Here is a 23,515-nt window from a genome sequence, read left to right on the forward strand (position 1 = left end):
TGCTCGGTCGTTATGTCGCTCCCGGTCCCCGCACAGTTACAGGGCCGACGCCCACGCTGGTCGAGGCCCCGTAGCCCATGGCGCGCAGCATCGAGATCAGCTCCGACCGCGACTGGGCACCGAGCCTGCGCCGAATGCGGGCCACATGATGCTCGACGGTCTTCGGGGAGATGTAGAGCCGGCTGCCGACCTCGCGATAGGTGACTCCGAGGACGAGCAGTTCGGCGACCTCGGCCTCGCGTTCGCTCAGCGAGCCCGTCGGCTGCGGCGTCGACCGCGGGTTGTCGCGCCCGGTCGAGCTGGGTTGGCGCAACGACCTGGCGATGTGCAGCAGCGACGTCGCCGTCGCAGTATCGGTGACGGTCAGGGCGGCCTCGCTCGCCAGTCGGGCTCCGTCCCATGGCAGCCCGAAGGCGGTGAGGGTGCGCGCGGAGGTCTCCACCTCGGTTGCGTCGGGTCTGCCCTGCAACACCCCGAGCCATGCGCGACCGGCAGCGGCGAGAGCGGCGCTGTACGGGTGAGTCGGAGCGGCAGCGGCCAGGGCCTTGGCGTGCGGCACCAACGCATCGGGAGTCTGGGCCACGATGGCCGCCTGCACCTGGTACCAATGCAGCGCCGACGCCCAGACGGGCGGATCGCCGAGCGCTGCGAGCAGATCGGTTGCCTGCGACACCAGATGTTCGACGCGGTCCACCTGGCCGAGTCGTGTTGCGGCCAGTAGCAACTCGCCCAGGGGCAGCAGCGCGAACAGGTCTGTGGAGTACTCGGCGATCACGCTCTGCGCCTGGGTCCATGCCGTGATCAGTGACCCCGAGTCACCGGACCTACGAGCCAGACCCACCCGAATCGCGTGCAGAAACAACTGATTGCGCACGTGCGACACCGGAATCCGCAGTGCCTCGATCGCGGCACCGGCATCGGCGGTCTCTCCCCGCAGCATCGACGCCCAGGCCCCGACGAGGCTCAGCCTGGTGTGCGCCTCGGAACCAGGACGATGTTCGTCGAGTGCCCGCGTCACGATGGAATCCACCCGGGGCAGATCGCCGCAGTGCACCGCGTGCAAGGCCGACACGGCAGCGGCAGTATCCGGTGTGCACGAGCGATCGGAAGCATTGCCCGTCAACGTCATTGCCCGCATCAGTGCATTCGCACTCGCACTCGACGCCGCTGCGTTTCGCGAATCGATCGACCCGATCACTCCGGTGACGAGCAGGCTGCCCGACGCGGTACTCGACGTCGGCGCGAGAGCGGCCACGGCAGCCATGGAACGGTCGGCGGCGCTGCGATCACCGGCTGCCGCGGCGGACAGGGCAGCCCACACGGCGTCGGGTCCGAGTCGGTCCTCGCCGAGCCACGCGAACAACTGCGCACTGCGCGAGGACATTCCGCGTTGCGCCGCAATCGACGCCGACACTCGCACCGCGGTCCGCAGATCCGCCGCATCGCACCCCGCGGCACCGTCGAGAATCGCATCGGCGAATCTCGCCGCCTCGTCCAGATCCCCGGTGGCCGCCGCGACCTCGGACCGTCTCGCAGCCAGCATCATCGAATCGAACCCTGCCTCGACGGCCGCGCCGTACAGGGCACCGGCGGCATCGACGGGAGCCGAATCCGCCTGCTGAACAAGATAATCGGCGAGACCGGCATGAACGACGCCGCGCTCCGCCAACGCACGGGCCGCGGTGGCGTCGAGCAGGCGGGATCGGGTGGCGACCTCGGTGATCGACGAGAGCAGGACGCGGCAGCGCCCGTCTCCGATCATCTCGATCAGCGGGGCCTCGGCGGACGGAATCAACGTGCCCGTGGTGTCGAGCATGCCGGAGCTGCAGGCCAGATCGACGATCGACTCGACATCGGTCGCACGCGGCACGATCTGCGCGGCCGATGCCGGGTCCGGTGTGACGCCGAACCGAGCTGCGAGCAGCAGTGCCCGTGTGTCGTCGGTGGTCTCGATCAGCATCCGACGGTGTTGTTCGGCAATCGATTCGGCGACCACGCGAAGCGGAGCCGGATCGGAACGGTCCCCGCCGAGCGCACCGAGGGCCGCGTCGACAGCGGCGAGAACTCCGCCGGTCGCCTTGGCGACGGCAGCGGCGAGCGACGCCGAGATCGGCCGGACGGTTGCTGCAGCCCTGGCCGCGATGGCCACCTTGTCCAGCGGAACCAGTGTCAATCGGTTGGAGCCGGCGGACGCGATCAGCTTCTCGATGCGTGAATCGAAACTGCGCGGCGCGGTGGCGACGATCAGAGTGATATCGGATCGGGTTGCAGCCGCTGCGATCTCGTCGAGACGCTGCTCGGACAGCAGGTGCGCATCATCGACGAGAATCGTCGAGCCGGACGGCGCGTCGGCGATGGTGCCCGCGTACACGTCCGTCGACGCCGCAACGGACTCGAGAACCGCGGATCGGCCGGAGCCGCTCACTCCGACTACGACATGAAATCCGTTGGCTACGAGAGCATCACGGACGAAACGATCGGCACGCTCGACGCCGACAAGTCCGGAACGCGTACTGGTCACGATCGACCTATCGGCCGGTCAAGCCGCCGAGGGCTCCGCCGAGTCCGTCACCGACGCCGCCGACGGCACCGCCGAGCCCGTCACCGACGCCGCCGACCACTCCGCCGAGCCCGTTACCGACGCCCTGTCCGACATCGCCGAGAGTGGGGCCCTGATAACTGGGAACCTGCACGCTCGGTGCCTGCGGAACCTGCACGGCAGGCGGTTGGTAGTTGGGAACGGTCGGAGCAGCGACGGACGGGACAGTCGGAACCGTGGCCGCGCCGTTGTCGGCTGGGGCTGCAGCAGGCGCTCCCGCGACCGGAGCGCCGGTGGCGGGGTCGATCTGCGTCACCGTGCCGTCGGCGTTGACCACCGTGGTCGGTGCGCTCTCGGATCCGCTTGCGGCGACACCGTTCTCGCCGGTGGCCGCCGTCGTCGTAGCGGCATCCGCCACCGCTGCGGTGGTGCCCGGCGTCTCGGTGCTCGAGATCGACGTTTCCGCGTTCGATTCGGCCGGAGTTGTGTTGTCGGAGGTCAACGCCGTTCCCACCGACAGGCCTCCGCCGGCCAGAAGGGCGAGGACGAGAACGGATCCGGCCACGACGCCGGCCTTCTTGCGACCGGACATCCCTGCGTCGGATTCGACGGCGGTTGGCGTCGGTGCGGGCCGGGGGGTGGGGCGAGGCATCGGCGCGGCCGCCGCATCGGACGCCACTGCCGTGGTGGGTGCCGCGGCCAAGGCTGCGGCGTCGTCGGAGGCGGTGGCGTCGGCGATGTCGCTGCCGAGAATCGCGGCACCGATTGCGACGGTCAGTTCGGGACGCGGTCCGGCGACCACGGGTGCACGCAGTTCGGACGACATCAGCTCGGCGACCAGTGGTATGGCCGAGCTGCCACCGACGAGGACCACCTGGTCGATGTCGGTGACGTCGAGGCCGGCGGCCGTGACGGCGTCGCGTACCACCCCGATCGACCCGAGCAGAGATGCGCGCACCAGTTCTTCGAGCTCGGAGCGCACCAGGCGAACCTCGGTGTGCAGGCCCGGCAGGTCGACCGTCAGGGACGTCGAGGTGTCGTAGGAGAGTTGTTCCTTCGCTTCACCGCAGCGTGCCCGCAGTTCCACCAGCGCGCCGACGGTATCGGGATCGAAGGGATCGAATTCGAAGGACTGGCTGCCCGAGACGGTGTCGAGCACGTACTGCATGATCGCGTGATCGAACTGCGCTCCGCCGTACTCCTGCGAGTGAACCCCGGTGCCGACGGTGCCTGCCTCGGAGCCGGTGCGCATCAGAGTGACGTCGAGTGCGGTCGCGCCGAGGTCGTAGACCACGGCCAGGCCATCGGACTGCGTTCCTCGGGTGACTTCGAGCCAGCGCATCGTTGCGACGGACTCCGGGACCAGCGTGACGTCGGTGAGCCCCGCGCGGTCCAGCGCGTCACCGAGAACCTCCGCGGTGTACGCGGTCCAGCGAGTGGGGTGAGTGACGACGACGGTAGGAGCGGACTCGGTTCCGGCGGAGGCCTCGGCAACGAGCGCGCGAGCAGCGGTGGCGTACAGGTCCTCGGCGTGATGGCTGCGGCCGTCGTCGTCGATCAGTTCCACCGGATCGCCGACCCGGTCGGCGAAGCCGCTGATCAGATTCCGAGTGGACCGGTCCCACAGCTCTGCCAGACGCGGGGCTTCGCCCGGGCGGAGGTCGAGTGCCGAACGCTTGACCACCGAGGTGACGGGATCGGTGTCCAGTGCGGCCGCCGCCGTCACCGAACCGATACGTATGCCGAGCCCTGCGTTCATCGTCGTGTCGCCGCCTTCGTCTCGCCCTGCCGTCGGTACTTCTGCCGTTACTCGCACTGTCGGCAGAAGCTACCTATTCGTTACGTCTCACAGCAGGTTAGAGCGTGAAACGAGTGAAATCCCCTAAAGCGCCGAGATCCCCTAATCGAAGTCCCCTGGCAACCCCCGGGGGAGTAGGGGGATCGGCCCCGTTGGGCGGGGGCTCTGCGGTGCATAGCTTTGTGATCAACCACGAAGCACCCCTCGTCAAGGAGACCCACGATGGCTACCAACGCCGTACTCGATTTCATCCTCAGCCTGCTGCGCGACGACCAGGCCGCAGCCGCCTACTGCGCCAATCCCGAGACGACGCTGGCCGCCGCGGGACTCGGCGACGTCACTCACGCCGACATCGTCGCGGTCGCACCTCTGGTCGCGGAGTCGGGACTGTTCGCCGGTGCGGGCAGCCAGCTCTCGGCCATCCTGGGTGCAGGCGGGTCGGCGGGACTCGACGGCGCACTCGCCGGAGGCGCGAGCCTCGGTGGCGGACTGTCCGCCGGACTCGGATTGGCAGCAGGCGCAGTCGCAGGCGGCGGACTCGCAGCGGGCGGCAGCCTGACCGGAGGAATCGACGTCACCGGTGAGATCGCTGCTTCCCTGCAGGCAGCACTCGCTGCAGCGTTGGCCGTCGGAGGCCAGATCGGTCTCGAGCTCGGCACTGCCTTCGGCGGCGCACTCGACGCTCTGATCGGTGCAGGCACAGGTATCGGCGGCGGGCTCGGCGGCGGCGTGGATCTGGACCTCGACGGTCTGCTCGGCGGAACCGTCGGACTCGGCGCTGCACTGACCGGACTGATCGGAGCAGGCGCAGGCATCGGCGGTGAGATCGGCGGAGACATCGCCGCACAGCTGCAGGCAGCACTCGACGCCGCCATCGGCGCGACCGGTGCCGTCGATCTCGGCGCACTGGCCGACATCCAGGGCGGCCTGGCCGGCGCACTCGGTGCGGTCTTCGGAGTCGGCGGAACCATCGGTGCAGAGCTCGGCGCTTCCCTCGGAGGAGTCTTCGACGCCGCACTCGGTGCCGGAGCCGGACTGGACATCGCCGGCGACCTCGGTGCCGCTCTGACCGCGGGAATCGGCGGCGCACTCGGCGGGCTGGGAACCATCGGAGCAGATCTGACCACCGACATCGGTGCCGCATTGGACGGCGCGCTCGGCGCAGGCGGCGCACTGGTCGGCGACCTCGCAGGCGGAGTCGGCGCGAGCCTGGGAGGTCTCTTCGCCGCAGACGGTGCCATCGCAGGATCCATCGGATCCGCGCTCGGAGCAGTCCTCGACGCAGGTGCCCTCGCAGACCTCGATGTCGACGCCCTGCTGGCCGCGGGCGGCAACCTCGGCGCAGTGGTCGGCGGCGCACTGGGAACCGCACTCGATCTCGACACCAGCGCAATCGGCAGCCTCACCGCCGCACTCGACGCTGCACTCGACGGCACGATCGGAGCAGGCGCAAACATCGGCGGCGGACTTGTCGGCGGCCTCGAAGGCGGAGTTGCCGGCGGCCTCGAAGGCATCCTCGGAACGGCATTCGGCGTCGGCGGAGCAGCCGGAGCCCAGCTCGGCACCGCCCTCGAATCGGTACTCGACACCAGCGCAGCACTCGACCTCGGAGCCGCACTCGGAGCCGGAGCCGACGTCAGCGCAGGACTCGTCGGAGCGATCGACGCAGCGGTTGCCGCCGGAGCAGACCTCTCGGGAACCGTCGAAGGAGCACTCGCCGGAGTCGGCGGACTCGGCGCAGACCTGTCGGGCGGCCTGGCCGGACTCGGCGGACTGGGCGCGGGCCTCACCGGAGGACTCGCAGGCCTCGGAAACGTCGGTGCTGATCTGACCGGTGGCCTGGCCGGCGTCGGGAACGTCGGTGGCGAACTGGCCGGTGGCCTGGCCGGCGTCGGAAACGTGGGTGGCGAACTGGCCGGTGGCCTGGCCGGCGTCGGAAACGTCGGTGCAGATCTGGCCGGTGGCCTGGCCGGCGTCGGGAACGTCGGTGCAGGTGTGGCCGGTGGTCTGGCCGGAGTGGGTGATGCAGGTGCGGGTCTGACCGGCGGCCTGGCCGGACTCGGCAGCCTCGGCGGCGGTATCGCGGGCGGAGTGGCGGGCGGAGTCGCCGGTGGCGTGGATGCTGCGGCCTCGGCCGGTGCCGGACTCGAAGGAGCCGTCACCGGTGCGGTGAGCGGCGGAATCGATGCAGCGGCGTCGGCAGGTGCGGGCCTCGAAGGTGCCGCGGGAGCTGCAGGCTCGGTTACCGGTGGCCTCGAAGGTGCCGCGGGCGGAGTAGTCGACGCCGGAACCTCGGTGGGCGGCGAGATCGCGTCCAACGTCGGCGCAGGACTGGACACCGGTGCCTCGATCGGAGGCGACTTCGCGTCCACCGTGGGTGCGGGTTTGGATGCTGGTGCGGACGCTGCGGCTTCCGCGGGCGGCGGGTTTGATTCCGCTGCCGACCTCGGTGGCCAGGCCGCGGGCGGCCTCACCGGTGGCCTGCAGTCGGGTGTCGAGGGACTGGCGGACGCCGGCGGCAGCCTTTCCTCCGCGGCATCGGGATCGTTCGATCACTCCAGCTCGTTCGATTCCTCGGCTACGGCGAACGGCTCCGGCTGGTCGAGCGTCGACTCGGACGTCTTCGGTCAGGGCGAGACCGATTCGAGCCTGTTCAGCGACTCGAGCCTGCACGGTTCGGTGGACTCGGCAGCGGACTCCCTGGGACATGTGACCGTCGATCACGACTTCGACCCGACGCAGCCCTGATCCCCTCGCCTGCGGGTAGGCAATGACATGACTCGGCCCCGAGTGTTCCCCGGCACTCGGGGCCGAGTCGTAGCTAGAGTTCGTTCCTGGGCGTCAGTGGAGCCCGGGTACCGCGGAAGTCGACGAGAACGGTTGTGAGCACGAGCGTATGGACGGGCAATCTACGGAGCTGGCAGAGCTGCTGAGCCGAACCGCGGCGGTGGCGACATCGGCGGGAAGATCCGACCTGGTGGATCGAGTCGAGGCGGCGCGCTCGCGAGTGCTGGATCCACGTCGACGCATCATCGTGGTCGGACCGCTCAAGCAGGGCAAGAGTCAGTTCGTGAATTCGCTGCTCAATCTGACGGTGTGCTCGGTCGGAGACGACGAGACCACCGCCATCCCGACCGTGGTGTCCAATGCCGAGAGCCTGTCCGCGCAGCTCGTACTCGCCGATCCGGGCAACGAACCGATTCGAGTCGATGTTCCGCCCGAGCAGATCACGACGGTCACCCCGTCGAGTCCGCTGGCCCAAGGCCGTGAGGTGTTGCGCCTGGACATCGGGGTGGCGAGCCCGTTGCTCGCCGACGGGTTGGTACTGGTCGACACTCCCGGAGTCGGTGGGCACACGAATCCGCACGCTGCAGGCACATTGGGTCTCATTCCGTCGGCCGATGCGGTGCTCGTCGTGTCCGATGCCTCGCGCGAATTCACCGAGCCGGAACTGTCCTTTCTCCGGCAGGTGCAGGGACTGTGCCCGGCCGTGGCGGTGCTGATCACCAAGATCGACCTGTATCCGCACTGGCGGCAGATCGTCGAGGCCAATCGTGGACACCTGGATCGCGCAGGCATCGACGTGCAGATGTTGCCGGTCTCGTCTCTGTTGCGTTCGCACGCACTGCGTTTGAACGACGAGGAACTCAACGCCGAGTCCGGTTTCCAGCAGCTCTACGCGTTTCTGCGGGACGACGTGGTGGCCCGGGCGGATGTGCTGGCGCGCTCCTCGGTCTCGCTCGATGTCCGTTCTGTCACCGAACATCTGACGCTCTCGTTCGGTAGTGAGCTTGCGGCACTGAAGGATCCGGAGCGAGCCGCCGCGGCCGTCGCCGGGCTGCAGCGCGCCAAGGCCGCCGCCGAGGAGCTGCACAAGCGGTCGTCGCAATGGCAGCAGACCCTCGGTGACGGTATCGCCGATCTCGCCTCCGACATCGATCACGATCTGCGCGACCGGTTGCGGCGCGTCACCCGGGAAGCGGAAGAGACCGTCGACGAGGGGGATCCGGGCAAGGATTGGCCGCAGCTCGGCGAGTGGCTCGAGGAGCAGATCGCCGCGTCGGTGGGCGACAACTTCGTCTGGGCTCACGAACGGGCACTGTGGCTTTCGGAGTTGGTGGCCGAACACTTCGCCTCGTCCGGAGCGGCAGCGTTGCCCGATCTGGATCTCGGTGATCTCGACAACGTCCTCGATCCCGTCTCGTCCCTGGCCGATCTGGAATCCGGTCGTATCGGAATCACCCAGAAGGTCCTGGTGGGAATGCGCGGGTCTTACGGCGGTGTGCTGATGTTCGGCCTGATCACCACGTTCGTCGGATTGAGTCTGCTCAACCCTATTTCGATCGGTGCGGGCGTACTGCTGGGCACCAAGGCGTACAAGGAGGACAAGGAGAACCGCGTCAAAGCGCGGCGGTCCGAGGCCAAGATCGCGATCAGGCGATTCACCGACGACGTCAGCTTCCAGGTGGGCAAGGAGTCCAAGGACCGGCTGCGGCAGATTCAGCGAGTCCTGCGTGATCACTTCACCTCGATCGCCGAGCAGACGCTGCGCTCGCTCAACGAGTCGTTGCGCTCGGCGCAGGAGGCCGCCGCTGCCGACAACACCGACCGTGCCGCTCGCATCGCCGCGCTGGAGAAGGACATGCGGGTGGTGTCCGAACTGAATTCTCGGGCAGTATCTCTGGTCGAGGACGCTGCCGTATGAGCGTGGCGGCTCTCGCCCGGGCCCGCGACCTCATCTCTGCGGCACGATCGACGTACTCCGGTGATGCCGAAGCGTCCTGGATGCTCGACGAATGCCTCTACCGCCTGGACGAGCCGCTGCGCGTGGCCCTCGCGGGATCACTCAAGGCAGGTAAGTCGACGCTGCTGAATTCTCTCGTCGGGCAGGATATCGCCCCGACCGACGCCACCGAGTGCACGAAGGTCGTCACGTGGTACCGCAACGGCGTCACTCCCGCCGTCACGGCCTGGTACGACGGTGACCGAGCCGCGAACGTGCCGGTGCAACGGCGCGACGGGCGATTGACCTTCGACCTCGGGTCGTTGACGGCCGCGCAGGTCGACCGACTCGACGTCGAATGGCCTGCAAGCGCTTTGGCACAGACGACGATCATCGACACCCCCGGTACCTCGTCTCTGTCGCGAGACGTGTCGGCACGCACGTTGGCGATGCTCACGCCCGAGAACTCGTCGTCGGGTGCGGACGCCGTCGTGTATCTGCTGCGCACTCTCAATGCGACCGACGTGTCGTTTCTCGGTCAGATCGGCGCGCACGTGGGCGGCGATTCGGGACCGCTCGGTGTGATCGGCGTCGTCTCGCGAGCCGACGAGGTGGGTTCGGGGCGGATGGACGCGATGATGTCGGCCAAGGAGGTCGCTGCGCGATTCGCGTCCGAACTCGAGGCCACCGGCCTGTGCCAGGCGGTGGTTCCGGTTGCAGGACTGCTCGCGCTCGGCGCGGAAACCCTGCGGCAGAACGAGTTCGCGGCCTTCGAGATGCTGGCGACCGTGCCCACCGAGGATCTGCAGTTGGCGATGCTCTCGGCCGACCGTTTCGTGCGCGCGGAGAGCACGCTCCCGGTCGATGCAGCGCTGCGGGCCAGCATCGTCGACCGGTTCGGGCTGTTCGGTATTCGGATGGCTGTGACGTTGATTCGGCTCGGGGTGCGCGATTCGCCGACGCTGGCTGCCGATCTGGTCGAGCGCAGTGGGCTCACCGAACTTCGGTCGGTGATCGACGTGCAGTTCGGTCAACGTGCCGACCAGCTGAAGTTGCATTCGGCTCTGGTTGCGCTGCAACGGATCCTGGAGTTCAGGCCGGAGTCTCACGCGCTTCGCACCGAGGCCGGCCGAATGCTCGCCGACGTGCACGGATTCGCCGAACTGCGTCTGCTCGGTCGATTGCGTTCCACCACACCGAAACTGCCCGACGGCGGACTGCTCGAGCTGCAGCGCATCATCGGTGGCTTCGGTATCGCTGCCACCGAGCGTCTCGATCTGCCTCCCGATGCCGGACGAGCTCAGCAGCGCGACACCGCGCTGGCGGCCGTGCACAAGTGGCGCGCATTGTCCGAGCATCCACTGCTGGACCGGTTCACCTCAACCTCGTGCGCCACGGCGGCCCGCAGCGCCGAAGGAATACTCGCGTCTCTGGCCTGATCTATCGGGCCGAATCGGCCGCGGCGATCCAGTCGATCGCCTGGCGTAGCGGCATCGGTCGGGCAATGTGATATCCCTGCGCCATGTCCACGCCCAGTGTGCACACGTAGTCCCACATCTGTTGGCTCTCCACGCCTTCGACTACGGTTCGTGCATCGAGCGCTTTCGCCAGTCGCACAGCGGCATCGAGAATGGCTCGGCCGCGCGGGTGACTCGATGCTCGCTGAAGCAGAGATCGGTCGATCTTGATGACGTCCGGTTCGAGTCTGTCGAGCAGCTCGAGGTTCGAGTATCCGGTGCCGAAGTCGTCGATGCTGATCTTCGCGCCGAATCGTTTCAGTATGCCCAGGGTGTCTCGGGCTCGACCGTGCTCGTCGAGCAATGCCGATTCGGTGACCTCGATGACGAGCTTGTCGAACCCTCCTGGTGGTGCCCAGGTGATGAGACGGTCGATGACGTCGCGTTCGTCGAGTTCGATTCCGGAGAAATTCGCGGCCACCTGTGGGCGGGTCTCACCGAGTTCGTCTTCGAGTAGGTTCAGATCCGCATCGAGCAACGTGAGAACGATCTTTCCCAACGCCCGGAGATGGCCTGTCTGAGTGGCGTGGTCGATGAACTCCTGAGCGGGAACGACGACCCCGTTCCGCCGCCATCGGACCAGTGCCTCCAGCATCGTCACCCGGCCGGTGCTCACATCGACGATCGGCTGGTAGTGCAACTCGAAATCCTTGTTGCGGAACGCTTCTCCCAGCTCGTGGCGGATCGATGCCCGGTCGTCTGCGATCGCGTTCATGCTTGGAGCGAAGTACATGTGACGGTCACGGCCGCCTTTCTTCGCTTCGTACATGGCCGTGTCGGCGTTGTGCAGCAGTGCGTCCGCAGTTGTGCCGTCGTCCGGACTCAGGGCGATACCGATCGATGCCGAGACGTACACCGTCGCGTCGACGAGGGTGATCGGGTTCCGTAAGTCCAGAAGAATTCTGTGCGTCAGGATCTCGAGGCTGTCCAGGTCCTCGCTTCGGGTCACGAGAACGGCAAATTCGTCGCCGCCGAGACGACCGACGATGTCGTGTCGGCGTGCAGCCTGCTGCAGTCGTGCAGCAACCGTGCGCAGTACGACATCACCTGCACGATGCCCGAAGCGATCGTTGATCTCCTTGAAGTCGTCCAGGTCGATCCACAGTGCAGCGACTCTCGTGGTCCCGGAATCCAGGAGTTCGGCGAGGCGTGATCGAAAGAACTGCCTGGTGAGCAGACCGGTGTGTCGGTCGAACTGTTCCCGAGCGGCCAGGTCGGCGCTGATTTCGCGTATCCGTGAGGTGTCGTGAACGATTGCAACCGAATGCGGTCCGGCGGGCGAATCGGATTTCACCGGTACGGCACGGAATTCGATACTGATCGGATGCGACGATCCATGTGCGTCGACGACCGTCCAGCTGTCGAACGCACCGTTGTCCGCCGGACCCGGTTCGATCTCGGGTGAAGGGGCCACGGCTCCGGCCCTTCGATCGATGAGCATCGACAGGCTCGTTCCGATCAATTCGTGTGGCTCGAATCGGGTGATGGCCGTGAAACCGGTGCTGATGGACAGTATCCGGTTCTCGCGATCGAGCACGACGATCCCGGCGGTGACCGTGCCGAAGAGTGCGTCGAGTACGGCACTCCGCTCCGCTGCCTGGTCCTCGAAGACTCGGCGGTCGGTGACATCGACGGCGCTGCCGATGACCAGTCGGTCGGCGGGGTCGGTCGTACGGACCGTGTGGGCAACTTCTTCGATCCAACGAATCGATCCGTCCGGACGGACGATGCGATACTCGCATGTCCAATCTTGTTCGGCAGCAGCAGAAACAGTGGCGACTCGGTCTCGGTCCTCCGGGTGCACGGTCGACAGAAGTAGCCGCGGCTCCGCCATGACCCTGTCGCGGTCGAGACCGTAGATGTCCTCGACGCGTGAGTTGACGAACGTCAGCGTGCCGGTGGCGTCGCGCTGCCAGACTATCTCGCGGATGGAGTCGGCAACGAGGTGAAAATTGCTCAGTGCGGCATCGCGAGCCCGCCTCGTGGCGCTGATCTCGCCGACATCGGTCACCACCACGATGACACCCCGCACGTCGCCGTCGGAACCCAGATAGGGCTGGGTCTGCAGAAGGTAATCGGCGTTGGCGCTGCTGATTTCGCGTATGCGCGACTGGCGATGTTCGAGTGTCGCGTTGAGGTCCTCCTCGAGGCCGGGGATCTCGACCGTGGAGGGAATGGCTGTGAGCGGTCGGCCTCGGTCCGCGTCGATCAACGAGAACAAGCGAACGGCGAGGGGAGTGAAGCGGGTGACGCGCAGTTCGCGGTCGATGATGATCAGTCCGCTGGTGAGCGACGACTGAATGTTGGTGAGATCGGAGTTGGCCTGTTGCGCCTCGTTGGTGCGCGCTTGGAGTTCTTGGTTGAGGGTCGTCAGCTCCTCGTTGGTCGCTTCGAGTTCCTCGTTGGCGGCCTGGGCTTCTTCGGTGGTGGCCTGTAATTCCTCCGAGGATGCCTGCAGCTCTTCGTTCATCGCCTGCAGTTCTTCGTTCGAAGATCCGAGGTCGGCGACGATGGCCTCCAGCGCCCGCTGCGTGGAGTCGAGTTGTGCATTCATGTCCAGGACGGGTGTGGACGAATCCACCGTTCCGTGCGTGGGCGCAGACTCCTCGGCGCGGAACGACACGACCGTCCGGGTCGTGAACTCCGTCGATACCCGAGCGCCCGTGATGCGCACGCGATGTGCCTCGCCGGCCACCAATTCCACTGTTGTGGACTCGGTTTGACGCAGTCGACTGAGTAGCGTCCGCACCTTGAGGCGATAGGGTTCCCGGATGATCTCGGCCACCGCCCCGGTCTGTCTACCCTCGCCGACCGTGCACCATCGTGAGACGTCGCCGATCACCTCGATCAGTACATCGCGGTCGTCGACGATCAGCATCGGAGCCGAGGTGATCTGGAGTATGCGGCGGTATGGGAGTTCGGTGTCGGCGCGAGTCGGGCCTGTGCCGCTCGGGAAATTGGCCCCGCCGGCCGGTGGAGCTTGAAGGCGTCGAGTCACGGCGATGGACGGCAGGCGGCTCGAGTCGCCCCGCCGGTAGATTCGGTGTGTGTAGTCGGCCGCGGTGAACACGGCATCGACATTGGAGATTCGCTCCGACAAGCCGAGAACGACGAGCCCGTCCGGCACCAGGGCGTAGTGGCACAGATCCATCACCCGTGCCTGGAGGCGCGGCTCGAAATAGATGAGTGTGTTGCGGAGCGAGATCAGGTGCACCCGAGGAAACGGCGGGTCGTACGCCACATTGTGGCGAGCGATGATCATGCACTCGCGCAGTTCCGGGACGACGGCCCATCCGGCGGTGGACTGATACATCCATCGGTCACGAAGCCGTTGTGGAACGGCCTCGACCTCGGTGGCGCGGTACTGGCCTCGCCGCGCGACGGTCAGCGCAGCGTCGTCGAGGTCGGTGGCGAACACCTTCAATCTGCTGCTCAGCCCACTCCTGTTCTCGGCACCATCGAGAGCATCGGCAGCCAACATCGCAATCGTGTAAGCCTCTTCTCCCGTTGCACATCCGGGTATCCACAGGCGGAGGGGTTCGTGAGCCGCCAGCGAACGGACCACGGTCTTCAACCGCAGTCCCACGCTCTCCCACACTGCTCCGTCGCGGAAGAACGAGGTGACACTGACGAGAATCGCTCGTGCGAGTGCACCGGCTTCGGCGGTGTCGTCCGCCAGCGAGGCGGCATACTCGGCCACCGAGATCCCTTTACCGTGTCGACGACGCTCGATCTGTCGACTCAACGTCGAACGCTTGTAGCGCGAGTAGTCGATACCGGTGGCCAGGCGCAGGCACTCGACGATCGTCGCCAGATCTGCCGCGTCCGGATCCGGGGTGTCGGTCGAGACTTCCGACCGGGGTCGGTCCTCCGCCGCTGCCCCGTCCGTTGTGGGACCGGTCTGCTCGTCCGCAGGGCGCGCCGATCGCCCGAACAACAGGTCGTGCAGTTCGGTGCCGATGGACTCGGCAGGAGCGGTCAGATTCACCGACCCGGTGTCGAGGGTGGAGGTGGGCATCTGCTCGAATGCCGCGGTCGTCGGGTCCTGGACTGCAACGACCCCGCCGCCGTCGCGGATCGCGGTCGCCCCGGCGGCACCGTCACCGCCGCTGCCGGACAGGACCACGCCCACGGCGTCGGGGCCGAATTCCGAGGCCAACGACTGCAGCAACCGATCGATGTTCGGCCATGGTCGCTTCTGTGGACTGGGTTGCGGAAGTCGTATCGAGTCCTTCGCGACCACGATGTCCGAGCCGGGAGGCCCCACGTAGACGACCCCAGGTTCGAGTTTCGCTCCATCCACGGCGGCCACCACTGCCATCGTCGTGTGGTGCGAGAGAAGTTCCACCAGGGCACTGTCCTGATTCGGAGCTCGGTGCTGAGCCACGACAAAACACCAGGAAGCGGCGGCCGGAGCTCCGGAGAGGAACCGGGCGACCGCGTCCAGTCCACCGGCCGAACTGCCGACTCCGACCACCCGCAATCTGGGATGGCCATCGTTTCCGTCAACCATCGGCAGGCACCTTCCTGGACGTCGGCACTCACTCAACCACACGATGACCGGTACCGTACGTTCTTCGGACGCGCGGACGCGACTCGTCAGCGCCGGGGTGCGAGCGCGACGAGGGTGGTGGCCGCGGAGGCACCCGCGACGACGAACGGCCCCCAGTGCAGGACGCCACCGAGCAACGCGGGAGCGTCGGAGACGAACGTCGAGAACGTGATCGATGCACCGACGGTCAGGATTCCGACCGCGCCCATCAGGACCTTCGACGACGTCGCTGCATTGCGCAGTAGATTCAGTGCGACGAAACCGAGCAGCACGAGCACAGCCGCGGCGGCCCCGCTGGACAGCAGCGTGGCCGAGGCAGTGTTGCGGACGTCGGCCGCACTTGCTGTCGAATCTTGTTGCGCTACTGCATTTTCGACGCCGGAGAGCACAGGCTCCCAGTTCAGGGCGGCCGCCGCGGCCAACGCGAGAATCAGTGCCGCTGTCAGTGCCCACAGCGCATTCGCGACCTTCGGCAGTACCGAGGAAGTGGGCTCCTGCCGTGGCCGCAGCGGTTCGACGGCGACATCGGGCCGCGGTGGTTGCGGACGGGGAGGGCGGGGCCTCCGCGATGTCGGGTCGTTCTGTTCATCGGCCACGCGCAGGAGTCTATCCGTCGGCGGTGACGGGCCGCTGTCTCAGCGCAGCACCACCGGCACACCCTCGTACGGACGCAGGGTCATCGGGAAGCTGTTCAGCTCGTCAACGGTGGCGATTTCGTTGTCGTCGAAGACATCGACGGCGCATGTACCGGGCACCAGGTGCTTGGACTGGATGGTGGCACTGATCTCCTCGGACGAGAAGTTGAGTACCGTCGCCTGGATGGTTCCCTGGCTGAGCTCGTGCACCATGACCAGCAGGCCCTTGTGCGAGACCGTCGGAATATCGATCTGCTGAGCGGTTGCGATTCCGAACCGCTTGCGCAACTCGATGATTCGCGCCAACTGGCGGGCGAACGACTGTGGGTCGGCCAGCTGCTCGGGGAGCGAGCCGTACAGGCTGCGCCCGCGGGGAATCCCCGACTCCGAGCGCACGGCCTCGGGGAAGTACCCCATCAGATCGTGTGCACCACGGTTGAGCCACCGAGTGTCACCTTCGCGGATGAGGTCGTCGACCTCCTCGGCGTCGATGGGCAGAATGCCGAGCAGATCCCAGCCCGACAGGGCGAACACGCCCGGCTGCAACGCGTTGTACATCGCCAACAGCAGGTGAGCCCGCTTGACGGTGTCGATGTCTCGCTCGTCCATGCGGTCCAGATCGCGGATGCCCAGCGATGCGGTGATCACGCTCGCTGTGGTGCAGGCGATTCCGTTGGTGGTGAACGTTCGGTTGTACGGTGCCCACCGTCCGGTGAGTCGATCGGTCAGCTCACCGCGAATACGGTCACCCAGATCGCTGCCCTTGACCGCCTCGCCGCCGTAGGTGAACTCGTCCTCGGCGTGCAGGGTGGCGAAATGGATGAGCTCGAACGTCATCTCGTCGTGGTTCTGCAACGCGTGCACCAGAGACGCCGTGTCGACGCCGTGATCGCGGGCCAAAGTCATGGTGAGCCTGAGGAATTCGGTGTTCCCCATGACGAGGGCATGCTGATATGCCGGGCGGTTGATGAAGTCGTACGACAGATCGGCTCCGTTGGCACCCATGGCCTTGATGTCGTCGATGGTCAGGTTCAGCTCCTGGAAGGTGAACCCGCCCATCTTGCGCACCACGCTGGCGATCAGGTGGTTCGCTGCCTCGGACAGTGGATGGCCCTCGGACCAGCCCGGTCCCTCGGCTCGACGCTCCACACCGAGAAAACCGTTGGCGTCCAACCGCAATGCGCCTGCACCCAGATCGGCGATGGAATGGCACGCGTCGCCGATCACCAGTCGCATTCCGGCGAAGGAGGGATCGAGCCAGTTGATCGACGGCTGACCGGCCTTGAAGTAGTGCAGGTACACCCAGCGACGTTCGACGCCGTCGATACCGACGACGGGAGGTGTTGCGCTCCAGTTGGTTTCCTTCACGCCGAGCTCGTAGAAGATGACACGCTGCAGCTGACCGATGATGTATCCGGCGCGGGCGAGATTGGCCTCGGCCTCGGCGTCGATGTTCTGAGAATCGGCACCGGCCCGCACTCGCGGCAGCAGATGCCAGTCCTGCGGTTCGATCTCGACCATGTGGTAGATGCCGGGGTAGTCGGCCACGGCCATCTCGGCAAGTCTGAAGTCCGCGCCCTTGCCGGTATGGCCGGGAACGATGTCGTCGATCACGATGCCGTCGTACGCCGAGGCCACCACGCACAGGCGTCGGAACTCTTCTTCCGATCCGAATGCGGGGTCGATCTGCATGCCGATCCGGTCGAAGTGTCCGTCGACCGAGGGGGTCGGACGCCAACCGTGGATACCGCCTGCCACCTTCACCGGGCCGGTATGCACTGCGGTGACACCGATTTCGGAGAACGCCTGCCACAGCTTCTCGTCGCCGAGAGTGCTCAGGAAACTCGTCTGTGGGGCGTTGATCACAGAGATGGGATACGCGGTGAACCACACCGGTGCGCGCTCGACGGCGGCGCGCGGATCGGGGTCGGCATACGGGTTCTGCCACATGCTGCCCTTGCCCGAGAGTTGCTCGGCGATCAACTTGGCATCGCGCAGCATCGACTGTTCGGTGAGCCAGTCCACGTACTCGGGGTTCGACGCCACCGGTTCGCTGTCGGGAGTGGGGCTGTTGCTTCGGTTGGCGCGACGCACCGAGGGTCGAAGTGGTTTCGGCCGAGCCGGATAGAACTTCTCGTCGTAGGTGATCTCGCTCGGTTCGTGCTGCACTTCGGGATCCATGTGCCTCCGTAGCCTCGCTTTTCCTCAACCCTACGTAGGGCGCGGCCGATCCGCAGGGTTGTGGTTCCCCTGATCGGTGAGCGGTGAAACCTGGCTCGCCGACCGGTGAAACCTACGCCGAACTACACGGATGTGATTCGCCAGGGGCCCTTTCCTTCGATATGCGAACGTCATCGAATCGAGACCGCCTGGTGTGGAATGTCTGATTCGGATAGGCCATAGTGAGTCAGGTACCAACTGACCCATCTGTCACATCAGACTCATGAGTCACATCCCCCTCAGCTACAGGAGTTGTTCATGCGACGTCTTGCCCGCACATCGATCCTGGCCTCGACGGCCGCTCTGGCCGCCGCCATCGGTGCGGTCGCCCTCGCACCGGCAGCATCGGCCGAACCGGCACCCGAACCCGTCGGCCCGTTCGGCTCGGTGGTGCTCGAAAGCCCGGACCTGGTGGTGACCATGGCCGCCGTCTGCGACACCACGGTCGAGGACGCACCCGAGGGCGGTGTCGTCGCACTGCAGGTCAAGGTCGACAACGTCGGCGCGGACGACGCCTCGAACGTCAACGTCAACTACGGCGCACTGCCGGGCGTGCAGGGTCAGAACACCGAGGCGACCATCGAGGCAGGCGAAGCGGCCACGTACACGGTGCCCTCGGTCGATCGTGAATGGATCGCTCGTCCCGCCGGTGCCGCGGCATTCGCCAGTGCACTCGATGCGAACTTCCTCGACAACATCACCGGTGGCCTTCTCAGCCACAGCTGCATTCCCGCACCGGCCGAGGAGCCTGCCGAGTAATTCCTTCCGCAACAGCTTTCTCCCCGCTGCGCCGCGACGATCCTTGCTGATCGTCGCGGCGTACTGCTGTGGAGGGGCTTCGCCCCATGTGAGTAGAAGTTCGTAGCAGGCACCGAATTTCCATGCACGTGCGGCGCAGCCGCTCCCTCGGGAACAAATTCGCCACACCCTCCGTTGTGCAGGTCAGCAGCCTTGAGTGGATGAGGCTCAAGTTGGAAGTTGACGCGACAGATCGCGTTATGCAAACTTGAGTGGAGTTCGCTCACCCAGGGACTGAATCCACGCAACAACAGGAGGAAACATTATGGCTCGTGCGGTCGGTATCGACCTCGGGACCACCAACTCGGTCGTGTCCGTCCTCGAGGGCGGCGAACCGGTTGTCGTCGCCAACTCCGAGGGATCACGCACCACCCCGTCGATCGTCGCTTTCGCCAAGAACGGTGAAGTGCTGGTCGGCCAGCCCGCGAAGAACCAGGCGGTCACCAACGTCGACCGCACGATTCGTTCCGTGAAGCGCCACGTCGGCACGGACTGGACCGTGGAGATCGACGGCAAGAAGTACACCCCTCAGGAGATCTCCGCGCGCACGCTGCAGAAGCTCAAGCGCGACGCCGAGGCCTACCTGGGTGAGGAAATCACCGACGCGGTCATCACCGTTCCCGCCTACTTCGAGGACGCACAGCGTCAGGCCACCAAGGAAGCCGGCCAGATCGCCGGCCTCAACGTCCTGCGCATCGTCAACGAGCCCACCGCGGCAGCTCTCGCATACGGACTGGACAAGGGCGACAGCGAGCAGACCATCCTCGTGTTCGACCTCGGTGGCGGCACGTTCGACGTCTCGCTCCTGGAAATCGGCGACGGCGTCGTCGAGGTCCGTGCGACGTCCGGCGACAACCACCTCGGTGGCGACGACTGGGACGAGCGCATCGTGACCTGGCTCGTCGACAAGTTCAAGGCTCAGAACGGCATCGATCTGACCAAGGACAAGATGGCTCTGCAGCGTCTGCGTGAGGCTGCCGAGAAGGCGAAGATCGAACTGTCCTCCGGGCAGAGCACCTCGATCAACCTCCCGTACATCACGGTCGACGGCGACAAGAACCCGCTGTTCCTCGACGAGCAGCTCAGCCGCTCGGAGTTCCAGAAGATCACCTCCGACCTGCTCGACCGCACCCGTGCGCCGTTCCAGGCAGTGGTCAAGGACTCCGGCATCGCCGTCAAGGACATCGACCACGTCGTGCTCGTCGGTGGTTCGACGCGTATGCCCGCCGTCTCCGAGCTGGTCAAGGAACTCTCCGGTGGACGCGAGCCCAACAAGGGCGTCAACCCGGACGAGGTCGTGGCCGTCGGTGCTGCACTGCAGGCCGGTGTGCTCAAGGGTGAGGTCAAGGACGTTCTGCTCCTCGACGTCACGCCGCTGTCCCTCGGTATCGAAACCAAGGGTGGCGTCATGACCAAGCTCATCGAGCGCAACACCACCATCCCGACGAAGCGTTCCGAGACCTTCACCACCGCTGACGACAATCAGCCCTCGGTGCAGATCCAGGTCTTCCAGGGTGAGCGCGAGATCGCCTCGCACAACAAGCTCCTCGGCTCCTTCGAGCTGACCGAGCTGCCCCCGGCTCCTCGCGGCGTCCCGCAGATCGAGGTCACCTTCGACATCGACGCCAACGGCATCGTGCACGTCACGGCCAAGGACAAGGGCACCGGCAAGGAGAACACGATCAAGATCCAGGACGGCTCCGGCCTGTCCAAGGAAGAGATCGACCGCATGGTCGCCGACGCGGAAGCTCACGCAGACGAGGACAAGGCTCGTCGCGAAGAGGCCGAGGTCCGCAACCAGGCCGAGTCCCTCGTCCACCAGACGGAGAAGTTCGTCAAGGACAACGAGGACAAGGTCGACGCCGAGCTCAAGGGACGCGTCGAAACCGCTATCGCCGACGCCAAGACGGCTCTCGCGGGCAGCGACATCTCGGCAGTCAAGACCGCCGTGGAGAAGCTCTCGACCGAGTCGCAGGCTCTCGGCACCGCCATCTACGAGGCTCAGGCCAAGGAGCAGGGCGGCGCAGAGGGTGGCGCCCAGGCCGCTGACGACGGTGTCGTCGACGCAGAGGTTGTCGACGAGCCCGCCGACGACACGGACAAGAAGTGACGTCGGAGAACACCGAGCAAGAACCGGTCACTTTCGTGGACAAGCGAAAGATCGATCCCGAGACCGGTGAAGTACGGGAAGGTGACGCAGTTCCGGAGCCCCTGGTGGGCACCGGGGCTGCGCCCCAGCCCGACTCGGTGGACGAAGGGACCGTCGACGGTGACGTCGTGGAAGACCCGCGTGACACTCAGGTCGCAGAACTCACCGCAGATCTGCAGCGCGTCTCGGCGGAGTACGCCAACTACCGGCGTCGCACCGACCGCGAGAAGCAGACCGGAGCGGAGAACGCCAAGGCGTCCGTCGTCTCGCAGCTCCTTCCGGTTCTCGACGACCTCGAGCGAGCTCGCCAGCACGGCGATCTCGAAACCGGACCGCTCAAGGCAGTGGCAGACAAGTTGGCAGGGGTGTTCTCGAACATCGGCCTGACCACCTTCGGAGCCGAGGGCGACGCCTTCGACCCGGCCATCCACGAGGCCGTCTCCCACGAGGGCGACGGCAGCAGTCCGGTCGTCGGGACGCTGATGCGTCCGGGCTACAAGCTCGGCGAGCGCGTCCTGCGGACCGCGATGGTCGGCGTCGTGGACAGTGCAGCGCAAGAATCGGATGCACCTGCGTCCGACGAGCAGTAGACAGAAAACAGCGAGAGGAGGAAACGCCCGGTGAGCCAGCGGGAGTGGATCGAGAAGGACTTCTACAAGGAGCTGGGCGTTTCCTCCAGCGCGACTGCAGAAGAGATCAAGAAGGCGTACCGAAAGTTGGCCAGGGACAACCATCCCGACGCCAATCCCGGCAACGCCTCGGCCGAGAACAAGTTCAAGGCGGTCAGCGAGGCGCATGCCGTCCTCGCCGACCCGGCCAAGCGCAAGGAATACGACGAAGCACGACGACTGTTCGCCTCGGGCGGATTCGGTAGCCGCGGTGGCGGTGGATTCTCGCCCGGTGCAGGCGGATTCGGCGGTGGAGGCCAGACCTTCGACGTCGGCGACATATTCGGTCAGGGCGGCGGCGACGGCGGAATCGGCGACCTGTTCGGCGGCCTATTCAATCGCGGCGGCGCGCAGCAGCGCACCCAGAGCAACCGGCCCCGACGCGGCAGCGACGTCGAGACCGAGACCTCACTGCAGTTCCGTGAAGCGGCACAGGGCGTCACGGTCCCTTTGAAGCTGACCAGCCCGTCCTCGTGCACCACCTGCCACGGCAGCGGCGCGAAGCCCGGAACCAGCCCGCGGGTGTGCCCCCGATGCAACGGCCAAGGCGTCGTCAACAGAAACCAAGGCGCGTTCGGCTTCAGTGAGCCGTGCGACGACTGCCGCGGAAGCGGATCCATCATCGACGACCCGTGCGCCGACTGCCGCGGAACCGGAGTGCAGAACCGCACCCGGACCATTACCGTGCGCGTCCCGGCCGGCATCAGTGACGGCCAGAAGGTGCGACTCGCCGGTCAGGGCGAAGCAGGCCTGCGCGGCGCGCCGTCGGGCGACCTGTTCGTGACCGTACGGGTCAAGCCCGACAAGGTATTCGGCCGCACGGGCGACGACCTGACGGTGACCGTTCCGGTGAGCTACGGCGAACTGGTGCTGGGTACCACGTTGTCGGTGCCCACCCTCGACGGTCGCGTGGGAGTGAAGGTTCCACCCGGCACCGTCGACGGCCGAGTGTTGCGTGTGCGCGGTCGCGGTGTGCCGAAGAAGTCCGGTACCGGCGATCTGATGGTGACCGTCAAAGTTGCCGTCCCGCAAAAACTGGACGATGCTGCCACCGACGCTCTGAAGACTTATCTGGAAGCCGAGAAGGCCAGCGGATTCGACCCGCGGGCCGGGTGGGCAGGTGTGTGATGTCGGTCCCTCCCGAGGGTGGATCCGCGAAAGCCGGTGGCGGTCAAGCTGATCCCGACGCCCAGGTCTTCGTGATCTCCGTCGCGGCACAGCTGGCCGGTATGCACGCGCAGACGCTGCGCACCTACGACAGGCTCGGACTGGTCACCCCGCACCGCACCACCGGCGGCGGTCGACGCTACTCCCCGCGTGACGTCGCACTGCTCCGTGAAGTGCAGCGACTCTCGCAGGACGAAGGCGTCAACCTCGCCGGTATCAAGCGCATCATCGAGCTGACCAATCAGGTCGAGGCATTGCAGGCACGGGTTTCGGAGTTGGCTCAGGATTTGGCCAACGTGCACGCCAGTTATCGCCGCGACCTGGTGCCGATCCAGCGCAACGCTCTCGTGGTCTGGAAGCCGCGCCACCAGCGTTAGCTTCGCTTCACGTTTCTCCCGCGTCTGTTCGCAAAAGCGCGCGCCTTTGTCAGGTGCGCGCAGTTTCGGCCCCGTCTGTTCGCAAACGCGCGCGCTTTTGTCGGGTGCGCGCAGTTTTGCCGGTGATTCGGTCGCCATTTCGCGCGCGTTCAGCGAATGCGCGCGCGTTTGCGGTGGCGAGTGGTGCTGAGGGAGCGAACCTGGGCGGGGCTGCGCGGGTCGGGCTCGGTTCACGGGGGCTGCGTTATGGGTGTCTCGGGCGCACATCCTTGCAAACGCGCGCGCTTTTGTCAGGTGCGTGCAGTTTTGCCGGTGATTCGGTCGCCATTTCGCGCGCGTTCAGCGAATGCGCGCGCGTTTGCGACCCCAACG

The 23,515-nt window shown here is 66.2% G+C and carries 13 protein-coding genes; 8 read left to right on the forward strand and 5 right to left on the reverse strand.

The window, feature by feature from the left end; translation table 11 throughout:
* Positions 1 to 10: 10 nt before the first annotated feature.
* Positions 11 to 2,521 carry a helix-turn-helix transcriptional regulator gene (locus tag CH274_RS04035; protein ID WP_094656835.1) on the reverse strand — a complete coding sequence of 837 codons (2,511 nt, stop codon included), beginning with the start codon at positions 2,519 to 2,521 and terminating at the stop codon, positions 11 to 13.
* A 7-nt stretch (positions 2,522 to 2,528) separates the two neighbouring features.
* Complete coding sequence (locus CH274_RS04040; RefSeq protein WP_094656836.1) at positions 2,529 to 4,298, reverse strand: Hsp70 family protein; 1,770 nt, start codon at positions 4,296 to 4,298, stop codon at positions 2,529 to 2,531.
* Between the two features lie 261 nt (positions 4,299 to 4,559).
* Here CH274_RS04040 and CH274_RS04045 point away from each other — a divergent pair, with 261 nt between their 5' ends.
* The 3 genes from CH274_RS04045 (at position 4,560) to CH274_RS04055 (ending at position 10,499) form a co-directional block, all read left to right on the forward strand.
* Positions 4,560 to 7,085 (forward strand): IniB N-terminal domain-containing protein, encoded by a 2,526-nt coding sequence (locus CH274_RS04045; RefSeq protein ID WP_094656837.1) that lies wholly within the window; start codon positions 4,560 to 4,562, stop codon positions 7,083 to 7,085.
* A gap of 148 nt (positions 7,086 to 7,233) precedes the next feature.
* Positions 7,234 to 9,042 (forward strand): dynamin family protein, encoded by a 1,809-nt coding sequence (locus CH274_RS04050; RefSeq protein WP_045196879.1) that lies wholly within the window; start codon positions 7,234 to 7,236, stop codon positions 9,040 to 9,042.
* Positions 9,039 to 10,499: a dynamin family protein gene (locus CH274_RS04055; protein ID WP_032396077.1), complete on the forward strand. Its 1,461-nt coding sequence runs from the start codon at positions 9,039 to 9,041 to the stop codon at positions 10,497 to 10,499. The genes CH274_RS04050 and CH274_RS04055 overlap by 4 nt, the downstream gene beginning before the upstream one ends.
* 1 nt (position 10,500) lies before the next feature.
* Here the strand turns inward: CH274_RS04055 and CH274_RS04060 are convergent, their stop codons facing one another.
* From CH274_RS04060 to treS, 3 genes are all read right to left on the reverse strand, one after another.
* Complete coding sequence (locus CH274_RS04060) at positions 10,501 to 15,090, reverse strand: EAL domain-containing protein (RefSeq protein WP_094656838.1); 4,590 nt, start codon at positions 15,088 to 15,090, stop codon at positions 10,501 to 10,503.
* An 86-nt stretch (positions 15,091 to 15,176) separates the two neighbouring features.
* Positions 15,177 to 15,725, reverse strand: a complete 549-nt coding sequence (locus tag CH274_RS04065) for a hypothetical protein (RefSeq protein WP_094656839.1) — start codon at positions 15,723 to 15,725, stop codon at positions 15,177 to 15,179.
* A 39-nt stretch (positions 15,726 to 15,764) separates the two neighbouring features.
* On the reverse strand, positions 15,765 to 17,945 hold the full coding sequence (gene treS, locus CH274_RS04070) for a maltose alpha-D-glucosyltransferase (protein WP_032396074.1): 2,181 nt from the start codon (positions 17,943 to 17,945) through the stop codon (positions 15,765 to 15,767).
* Between the two features lie 297 nt (positions 17,946 to 18,242).
* Between treS and CH274_RS04075 the strand changes: the two genes are divergently transcribed.
* From CH274_RS04075 to CH274_RS04095, 5 genes are all read left to right on the forward strand, one after another.
* Positions 18,243 to 18,743: a Pro-kumamolisin, activation domain family protein gene (locus tag CH274_RS04075; RefSeq protein WP_094656840.1), complete on the forward strand. Its 501-nt coding sequence runs from the start codon at positions 18,243 to 18,245 to the stop codon at positions 18,741 to 18,743.
* Positions 18,744 to 19,047: 304 nt separating this feature from the next.
* Complete coding sequence (gene dnaK / locus CH274_RS04080) at positions 19,048 to 20,892, forward strand: molecular chaperone DnaK (RefSeq protein WP_032376212.1); 1,845 nt, start codon at positions 19,048 to 19,050, stop codon at positions 20,890 to 20,892.
* Positions 20,889 to 21,521, forward strand: a complete 633-nt coding sequence (grpE, locus tag CH274_RS04085) for a nucleotide exchange factor GrpE (protein ID WP_032396072.1) — start codon at positions 20,889 to 20,891, stop codon at positions 21,519 to 21,521. Before dnaK ends, grpE begins: the two co-directional genes overlap by 4 nt.
* 30 nt (positions 21,522 to 21,551) lie before the next feature.
* Positions 21,552 to 22,727, forward strand: coding sequence for a molecular chaperone DnaJ (dnaJ, locus tag CH274_RS04090; RefSeq protein ID WP_045196873.1), 1,176 nt, complete (start codon positions 21,552 to 21,554; stop codon positions 22,725 to 22,727).
* The gene (locus CH274_RS04095; protein ID WP_045196872.1) at positions 22,727 to 23,143 is read left to right on the forward strand and encodes a heat shock protein transcriptional repressor HspR; all 417 of its coding nucleotides are present in this window, start codon (positions 22,727 to 22,729) and stop codon (positions 23,141 to 23,143) included. The genes dnaJ and CH274_RS04095 overlap by 1 nt, the downstream gene beginning before the upstream one ends.
* The last annotated feature ends 372 nt before the right edge of the window (positions 23,144 to 23,515 follow it).

This window comes from Rhodococcus sp. 06-418-5 (assembly GCF_002258285.1).
In the GTDB taxonomy this organism is placed as follows: Bacteria; Actinomycetota; Actinomycetes; order Mycobacteriales; family Mycobacteriaceae; genus Rhodococcoides.

Excerpts from the sequence above, each read along its gene's own strand:
- CH274_RS04040 (WP_094656836.1), bottom strand. The coding sequence starts at position 4,298 with ATGAACGCAGGGCTCGGCATACGTATCGGTTCGGTGACGGCGGCGGCC.
- dnaK (WP_032376212.1), top strand. The coding sequence starts at position 19,048 with ATGGCTCGTGCGGTCGGTATCGACCTCGGGACCACCAACTCGGTCGTG.
- CH274_RS04060 (WP_094656838.1), bottom strand. The coding sequence starts at position 15,090 with ATGGTTGACGGAAACGATGGCCATCCCAGATTGCGGGTGGTCGGAGTC.
- CH274_RS04095 (WP_045196872.1), top strand. The coding sequence starts at position 22,727 with ATGTCGGTCCCTCCCGAGGGTGGATCCGCGAAAGCCGGTGGCGGTCAA.
- CH274_RS04050 (WP_045196879.1), top strand. The coding sequence starts at position 7,234 with ATGGACGGGCAATCTACGGAGCTGGCAGAGCTGCTGAGCCGAACCGCG.
- treS (WP_032396074.1), bottom strand. The coding sequence starts at position 17,945 with ATGGATCCCGAAGTGCAGCACGAACCGAGCGAGATCACCTACGACGAG.
- CH274_RS04045 (WP_094656837.1), top strand. The coding sequence starts at position 4,560 with ATGGCTACCAACGCCGTACTCGATTTCATCCTCAGCCTGCTGCGCGAC.
- CH274_RS04075 (WP_094656840.1), top strand. The coding sequence starts at position 18,243 with ATGCGACGTCTTGCCCGCACATCGATCCTGGCCTCGACGGCCGCTCTG.
- CH274_RS04055 (WP_032396077.1), top strand. The coding sequence starts at position 9,039 with ATGAGCGTGGCGGCTCTCGCCCGGGCCCGCGACCTCATCTCTGCGGCA.